The sequence below is a fragment of the Oceanospirillum multiglobuliferum genome (genome assembly GCF_900167095.1).
GTDB classification, from domain to species: Bacteria; Pseudomonadota; Gammaproteobacteria; order Pseudomonadales; family Halomonadaceae; genus Oceanospirillum; species Oceanospirillum multiglobuliferum.
This window is the reverse complement of record NZ_FUXG01000029.1, coordinates 26869-34584: the sequence shown is the minus strand read 5'-3', so window position 1 is coordinate 34584 and position 7716 is coordinate 26869. Positions and strand designations below refer to the sequence as shown.

At 43.0% G+C, this 7716-nt stretch carries 9 protein-coding genes; 3 read left to right on the top strand and 6 right to left on the bottom strand.

Annotated features, from left to right (window positions below; translation table 11 throughout):
- The 5 genes from B5D26_RS14840 to B5D26_RS14820 form a co-directional block, all read right to left on the bottom strand.
- A partial coding sequence (locus B5D26_RS14840) for a helix-turn-helix domain-containing protein (RefSeq protein ID WP_143833105.1) occupies window positions 1-291 on the bottom strand: 291 nt, incomplete at its 3' end.
- 50 nt (window positions 292-341) lie between these two features.
- A complete protein-coding gene (locus tag B5D26_RS14835; protein WP_078746500.1) occupies window positions 342-1046 on the bottom strand; it encodes a hypothetical protein in 705 nt (234 codons plus the stop codon).
- A gap of 2 nt (window positions 1047-1048) precedes the next feature.
- Complete coding sequence (gene drt3a, locus B5D26_RS14830; protein WP_078746499.1) at window positions 1049-2302, bottom strand: antiviral reverse transcriptase Drt3a; 1254 nt, start codon at window positions 2300-2302, stop codon at window positions 1049-1051.
- A gap of 394 nt (window positions 2303-2696) precedes the next feature.
- A complete protein-coding gene (locus B5D26_RS14825) occupies window positions 2697-4214 on the bottom strand; it encodes a YifB family Mg chelatase-like AAA ATPase (RefSeq protein ID WP_078746498.1) in 1518 nt (505 codons plus the stop codon).
- Between the two features lie 47 nt (window positions 4215-4261).
- Window positions 4262-4522 carry an accessory factor UbiK family protein gene (locus B5D26_RS14820; protein ID WP_078746497.1) on the bottom strand — a complete coding sequence of 87 codons (261 nt, stop codon included), beginning with the start codon at window positions 4520-4522 and terminating at the stop codon, window positions 4262-4264.
- Window positions 4523-4930: 408 nt separating this feature from the next.
- Between B5D26_RS14820 and glnK (B5D26_RS14815) the strand changes: the two genes are divergently transcribed.
- The 3 genes from glnK (B5D26_RS14815) (at window position 4931) to glnK (B5D26_RS14805) (ending at window position 7163) form a co-directional block, all read left to right on the top strand.
- Complete coding sequence (gene glnK / locus B5D26_RS14815; protein ID WP_078746496.1) at window positions 4931-5269, top strand: P-II family nitrogen regulator; 339 nt, start codon at window positions 4931-4933, stop codon at window positions 5267-5269.
- 36 nt (window positions 5270-5305) lie between these two features.
- On the top strand, window positions 5306-6550 hold the full coding sequence (locus tag B5D26_RS14810) for an ammonium transporter (protein WP_078746495.1): 1245 nt from the start codon (window positions 5306-5308) through the stop codon (window positions 6548-6550).
- 274 nt (window positions 6551-6824) lie between these two features.
- Window positions 6825-7163, top strand: coding sequence for a P-II family nitrogen regulator (gene glnK, locus B5D26_RS14805; RefSeq protein ID WP_078746494.1), 339 nt, complete (start codon window positions 6825-6827; stop codon window positions 7161-7163).
- Between the two features lie 72 nt (window positions 7164-7235).
- On the opposite strand, the gene B5D26_RS14800 is transcribed toward glnK (B5D26_RS14805), so the two are convergent.
- Complete coding sequence (locus B5D26_RS14800; RefSeq protein WP_078746493.1) at window positions 7236-7679, bottom strand: copper chaperone PCu(A)C; 444 nt, start codon at window positions 7677-7679, stop codon at window positions 7236-7238.
- Window positions 7680-7716: the final 37 nt, after the last annotated feature.

Genomic DNA, 7716 nt, shown 5'->3' with positions numbered 1-7716 from the left:
AATCTGCTGTGGAGAGAACCTCTGACGCAGCATCAAAATCACGAGGTCAAACAGTTCATTACCCTGAGCAAGCTTTTTCACTGGTCGACAGCCTACTCTTCGAGCCTGACGGTTGGCTTGAGCCTTAGGTGCTTCGTATAGGCCATCGGCAAGCTGGTTACGACGAATCTCTCGACTGATTGTTGAGGGGCTTCGATCAAGTAGGCGAGCAATACTTCGCAGACTGAGATTGTGAAGCAGGCCAATTTGAATAGTGGCACGCTCTTCTATGTTGAGTTCTTTGTATGTCATAACAACACCTTACCCGATATTGGATTAGGTGTTGCACTCAGAATTTGCCGCTAAGAATCTATTTTTTCAGAAATATGGAATACCCTCTTAGATGCATAAAACTTAGAGTATTCTTTATTATTTATTGCCCAACCAATTGAGTGCGTGTAAATACTATTAAAGCAATTTGATATATCTAACATCCACATGTTAGAATATTTTTTTTCTAAATCAATATATCGGCTTGAATTGTATAACTTATACAATCTAGTCACTCCCTTATACGCAAAATAAGAAGAAGCCGTTCTTTTATACAACTCAGAATCAATAGTATCGACATCAAATATTTTATAATCATTTGACACACTTCTTGCATCGCTTTTAATACAAAATGAGTTAGAAACTTTAACCGGCGCACGAATAGAAAACTTACTTTTCGTGCAAAGATTATTTAATATTGGAGAATATTCCTTATATAAATTTGCTATCTGAAATTGGGAAGATGGATGTAGCAAGCTAAGGCCTCTTAATGACTTACCATCTTTGTATATCTTATACTTAAACGGGACTAATGCAGATACACGTCCTTTGTCATTAATATATTCCTCAAAAATTTCTTTTATATAAGAGTATGACTCAACCTCATCATCACATAAATCATATATTTTTGAGTTAATATAGAAACCTTCATTAGAAAATATCGATGGAACATCGCTAGGGGATGTATCTGTTAAAATAGAGCGCAGGTAATCTTTCTTGTCTAATTTAATTTTCATCCTTACTTCCATATCCTTACTAACTTAGAAATTCTATTTAAGCTAAACTTTACGAAAACTTTGTTTTCAAAACCATATTTAAAAGAAAACCTCAATAGTCTTCGCTTGAGATTTTTAGACATTATTTTGCCATTACTTTTCTTAAAGAACTTTTCATAGTTATAAATAAAATGGTAAAACGTAGCATCTAGTTTTTCTAGAGAGTCAGAGCTTTCAGTTATCAGGCTATAATTGTAATATATTCCAGCAGGCACTTTCATACCTGTATTCTTATCTTGCATTTGACGATTAGAGGTTAAAAACCGAATCCTATCCAACAACAGTTCAGAATCACCGTCTTTTGAATATGATAACAAAGCCTTTGATACCTTTGTTTTAATCGACTTTATTTTTTTATCAGATATATCTATCTTTATCGCTCTATTTTTAGATGCATCATCTATTATATTAAACACATACCCTAAATAACTAAAACTTTTTGATGATTTATTATTCCCAACCATTTCAACACACAATTTATCTTTCTTGTCTTCACGCTCATTAAAAAGTAAAGGCTTAGGTAACTTGTCATTCAAATAACTCTCGAAGTTTTCTTCATAAGAAGTTGTTATAATAAATATATCATCCACAAACCTTGAATAATAAACAACCTCTGGATGACGCCTTACTTCAATATCAAATTCATCTAATATAATTTCACCTAAGACTGGTGAAATTTCTACGCCCCGAGGAAGAAAGCCAACCTTATCAACAACATTCTTTATAATATATTTATTCTGATTTGATAATTTTCCGTAGCTTAGCAAAGTCTTATTTACTAGGGCAGAATCAGAACTTTCAAAAAAATTTTTAATGTCGTATTTATACAAATTATATTTAGTATGATTACTTAAAAAACATTTGATCTCCTTGCATATAGCATTTCTATTCCTATACTCTACAGAACAATGTAACTTTATATTTTCAGCACATCGCCTTAGTACGATTTTTTGTGGGAAGGATTCAATAAAATAGATTTTTTTATTATTTTCTTCCCTAAAAGACAGATTTAATCCGCTATTAAGAAGGTTGTCTGCTTCTTTGCAAGCTAAATTAATCGTTTCTTCTAAAAATAATTGACCTGAAAGATTCGGATCTTTATGAAAATCAACTGGGTATAGATTTCTTGCTAAAGAAGAATAGTTAAATGATTGGTTTCGATTAATTATTCTATTGGGCTTAGAGTAATTTTTGTTATTATTAGACACATTAAACATCAATCAATTCCATCTGCCATCTTGACCTAATATTTTTTAAAACAATCTATTAATAAGCATCTAGTATAGCTTTACAACAAAAAAATAGCTTCTATTTAAGACACCTCCAACTTATCGCTCAACAACCTTAATCCAAACATTCTGATAGCTAGACAACCTTGCCAGCGAAATATCTTGATGGGTTTGTTGGATATTATGAGGTTGCATGCCGTTCCTGATGTCCCTATACTTCGAAATGTAGGCACTTGGGCCAATATCTTTTTTGCTTTCGCTCCGGCCAGACCTAAGAGATCCAAGCTGCAATGATTTTAACTAAAAGGCCTTTCGTGAGAGAGGCCTTTTAGTTTTTATGCAGAGCAACACAACGAAAGCCCCCTATACTAACCTCCTGCTATCACCCCAACTGCTGTATATAGCGGTCGAGCTGCCGAAGCCCTAACGCTTCTGATACGGCACTAATCCCCACTTGCTCTTCATTCGCCAAATCCGCAATGGTGCGTGCCACTTTTAAGATGCGATGATAGCTGCGCGGTGATAATCCCAACTGCTGCATCGCTTGCTGTAACAACTGGCTGGCGCTGTCTTCTAGCTGCACCAGTTGATCCAACTCTCGCCCTGTGAGCTGGGCATTGGCTTTGCCGCAGCGTGCTATTTGACGCTCGCGGGCGCGACATACTCGTTCTTGCACTTGCTGGCTCGACTCCCCTGCTTGGCGACTGGCCAACTGTTCGGGCGGTAGGCTAGTGACGGCAACTTGTAGGTCAATGCGGTCCAATAACGGCCCTGAGAGCCGACTTTGATAACTGCGTACCTGCTTTGGATTACAACGGCACTGGCGCAGGTTGTCGCCAAAATAACCGCAAGGACAAGGATTCATCGCGGCCACCAATTGAAATTGTGCGGGGTAATGGACTTGTTGGGTGGCACGGGAGATGTGAATCTCTCCAGATTCTAGCGGTTCACGCAGCACCTCTAAAACACGGCGATCATATTCGGGCAACTCGTCTAAAAAGAGGATACCGTTGTGCGCCAAACTGATCTCACCGGGTTTCGGGCGCGAACCTCCGCCAACAAGTGCCACGCCTGAAGCGGTGTGATGCGGGCTTCGGAAGGGGCGTTGCCCCCAGTGATCAAGATCAAAGCGCCCTGAAATGGACGCCAACGCCATCACCTCTAAGGCTTCTTGTTCGGTCATGGGCGGTAAGATGCCCCCTAATCGACTGGATAGTAGGGTTTTACCTGTACCCGGCGGCCCCACTAATAACAGGTGATGCTGACCTGCGGCGGCAATCTCTAAGGCTCTACGTGCTTGGAACTGACCTTTAACATCCATAAGGTCAAGGGTAGGCGGCCTATGGCTTTTCAGCTGTGTTGCATTCAGCTGCACTAAAGGCAGGGCTTGATGACCATGCAGAGCTGCGGTGACATCTAGCAGATGTTGCGCACTGTAAACTTCATTTTGCTCAGGCAATGCAGCTTCATTGGCATTGAGCGCAGGCACTAGCATTTTACGCTGGGCGCGAGCACAGGCCAACGCTGCCGGCAATATACCCGTGACTGGTCGCAATTCAGCGGAGAGCGAAAGCTCACCGTAACACTCGTAATCTAATAGGGCTTCTCTGGGAATTTGGCCTGAGGCGGCCAAGACGCCTAAGGCGATGGCAAGATCATAACGACCACCCTCTTTGGGTAGGTCAGCAGGGGCTAAGTTAACGGTGATACGCCGCTGCGGATACTCAAAGCCTGCGTTAATGAGTGCGCTACGTACACGGTCTTTGCTTTCACGCACCGCCATTTCTGGCATACCCACGATGGCAAGGCCAGGTAGGCCATTGCTCATGTGGACTTCAATTCGCACTTCTGGGGCATCAATACCCACAGCCGCTCGGCTGTACACTACGGCTAAGCTCATAAAACCTCCTTGTTTTAATCTATATCCCTGCGTTGAGTCCCTTGAGCTTATTGCTCGCTGAGGGTTTTCACAATCTCTTCAAGTGCTTTTACTTGTTGTTCTAACGACTCAACTTTACTGCGAGTTCTGAGCAACACTTCGTTTTGAATATCAAACTCTTCACGGGTGACTAAGTTCAATTTGCTGAATACAGACTCAGCTACACGCTGCACTTGGCTTTTCATTTCTGCTTCACCCGGTAAACCCGCGCCTGAGAGTTTGTCGCTTATTTGACGGGTAAATTCAGAGATCATTTCACTTTTTAACATGGGACTACCTGTTAGATGCAGCGGTTTTGGCCGTGCTGATTTTAACTAAAAAGAGGGTTTGTTATTAAAACATGGTATCACTTTTTCTAATCTCTGCTCTATTTGCACGCTGCTTTTGACACTGTTCTGTTTTGGTGCATTTTTAATGCACCAAAACTGAGCACAAAGTTGGTGCATAGATTTCATTCGGTGCAGCAGCTTTTCATCTTTGATGTTTTCCGCACAAGCGAAAAAGACAATTCAAATGTAACAACATGAAATATAAGAGTTTTTCCTTGTTGGCACAGCCTATGCAAAATCTAAGACAAGTTGGCTGAAAGGTAATGCACCGCTAAAAGCCGCTCAGTTTAAGGACTTAATCAACAGATCTAAATCACGACTTGCGTGGTACGTGAAAGGGGAAAGCAAATGAAACTGGTCACAGCCGTTATCAAACCATTCAAGCTAGACGATGTGCGCGAAGCCTTATCAGAGATTGGTATTCAAGGTATCACCGTAACAGAGGTGAAAGGTTTTGGCCGCCAGAAAGGTCATACCGAACTGTATCGTGGGGCGGAGTATGTGGTGGATTTTCTACCCAAAATCAAATTAGAAGTGGCCGTTTCAAGTGAGCAGGTTGATCAAGTGATTGAGGCCATCACTGGTGCGGCCAACACTGGAAAAATTGGTGACGGCAAAATTTTTGTCAGCACTTTAGAAGAGATTATCCGTATTCGTACTGGCGAGCGTGGCACTGACGCAATCTAAGCCGAACACTATCTTATGCCTCTGGAGGGCCTTCCTATGGAAGATTTAGTACAAGTCAAGTACGCGCTTGACACCTTTTATTTCCTGATTTGTGGTGCATTGGTAATGTGGATGGCGGCTGGTTTCGCCATGCTAGAAGCGGGTTTAGTACGCGCTAAGAACACCACTGAAATTTTAACCAAAAACATCGCGCTTTATGCCATCGCTTGTACCATGTACCTGTTGGTGGGCTACCACTTGATGTACAGCAGCGAAGCGGGTGGCATTCTGCCAAGCCTAGGCTTCTTAATTGGTGATGAACACACCACTGAAGCCGTATTAGCAGGCGGTGAGGATGCACCTTACTACTCAGCCCGTTCAGACTTCTTCTTCCAAGTGGTGTTCGTGGCGACCTCTATGTCTATCGTATCAGGTGCGGTGGCTGAGCGTATGAAGCTGTGGGCTTTCCTAGCGTTCTCGGTTGTGATGACTGGCTTCATCTACCCAGTATCAGGCTACTGGACTTGGGGTGGTGGTTTCCTAAGCGAAGCAGGTTTCTCTGATTTCGCAGGCTCAGGTATCGTTCACATGGCTGGTGCAGCGGCTGCTTTAGCAGGTGTGTTGATGCTAGGTGCTCGTAAAGGCAAATATGGCCCTAACGGTCAAGTGAATGCGATCCCAGGCAGCAATATGCCTCTGGCAACTCTGGGTACTTTCATTCTGTGGATGGGTTGGTTCGGCTTCAACGGTGGTTCTGAACTGAAACTGTCTGACGTTGGTGAAGCAAACGCAGTTGCACAAGTGTTCGTGAACACTAACGCAGGTGCAGCAGGTGGTGCGATTGCAGCTCTGATTCTGGCTCGCCTGTGGTTCCGCAAAGCAGACTTAACTATGGTATTGAACGGTGCGCTAGCAGGCTTGGTTGCCATCACGGCTGACCCACTATCACCTACTGCTTTTGCTTCAACCATGATTGGTGCTGTGGGTGGTTTACTGGTGGTGTTTGCGATTGTCACCTTAGACAAACTACGCATTGATGACCCAGTGGGTGCAATCTCTGTACACGGTGTTGTAGGTATCTGGGGTCTGTTGGCAGTGCCTTTAAGCAACGGTGATGCAACTTTGGCAGCGCAGCTTCTGGGTATCGTGTCAATCTTCGGTTGGGTGTTTGTTGCAAGCTTAGTGGTATGGGGTGTACTGAAAGCGTTAGTCGGTATCCGCGTATCAGCTGAAGAAGAATATGAGGGTGTTGATATTGCAGAATGTGGCCTGGAAGCTTACCCAGAGTTCACCAACAAGTAATTGAATCACTTATGAATAACTAGAAATTGCGATTGAGAAAATGAGAGGAGCAATCCTCAAACAGTTGGGCACTCTCGGGTGCCCTTTTTTATTCTGAGTAATCGAAGTATGCTATACACAGAATTAAACCAATGGATGAGTGTGCACCCTTGCAAACGCTGTTGTTAATCTCAGCTATCACTTTGCAAAACCTGCCACTTAATAGCATTACACTCAGCATTATTTGGCCAGCGGCGTGCCGTTCGCTGGTTACCGTTTCCACAGGAGTAAGACAATGAAACTGGTTACCGCCATTATTAAACCTTTTAAATTAGATGATGTACGCGAATCTCTGTCAGAGATCGGTGTTCAGGGTATTACGGTTACTGAAGTAAAAGGTTTTGGCCGTCAGAAAGGACACACTGAGTTATATCGTGGCGCAGAATACGTGGTTGATTTTTTACCTAAAGTGAAGCTTGAGATTGCGGTCGGTGATGACGTGGTAGATCAGGTAATTGATGCCATCACAAAAGTGGCCAACACAGGTAAAATTGGCGACGGTAAGATTTTTGTTTCTGCATTAGAGCAAGTGATCCGTATTCGTACGGGTGAAAGTGGCCCAGACGCCGTTTAAACGCTCACCCGCGACACACAGCAAAGCGCCCGAACTTGTCGGGCGCTTTGCTTTTCACCCTAACCTAAAAGGTTAGTGCTTCATTTTCATCATTTGAACCGCTTTCACTGGCATCTCAACAATCGCCATTTCACCACTACTGAAATGCAGTTTTACGCTGACTTTATCGCCTTCTTTCAGCTGCTTCTTCAAGCCAATCAACATGATATGAAAACTACCCGGCTGTAGACTGACATGGTTGTTAGCTGGAATATTAATCTCAGACACTTGGCGCATCTGCATCACACCATTCGCCATAGTGTGCGTATGCAACTCTACAACATCTGCTGCTGAACTTTGTGCACTAATCAGGCTAACTGGGCGCGCAGATTTGTTTTTCAGCATCATAAACATAGCTGAATTTTCTTGTCCCGGAGGTACTGCTCTAGCGTAAGGTTTTATGACATCTACACTGCTAGCAGCCAAGGCCAATGGCGCCACTAACGCCAGTACAAAACTAATAAACCATTTTTTCATGGGATTTCCTTTCTATTGAGTAAGTAAAGCATCACTT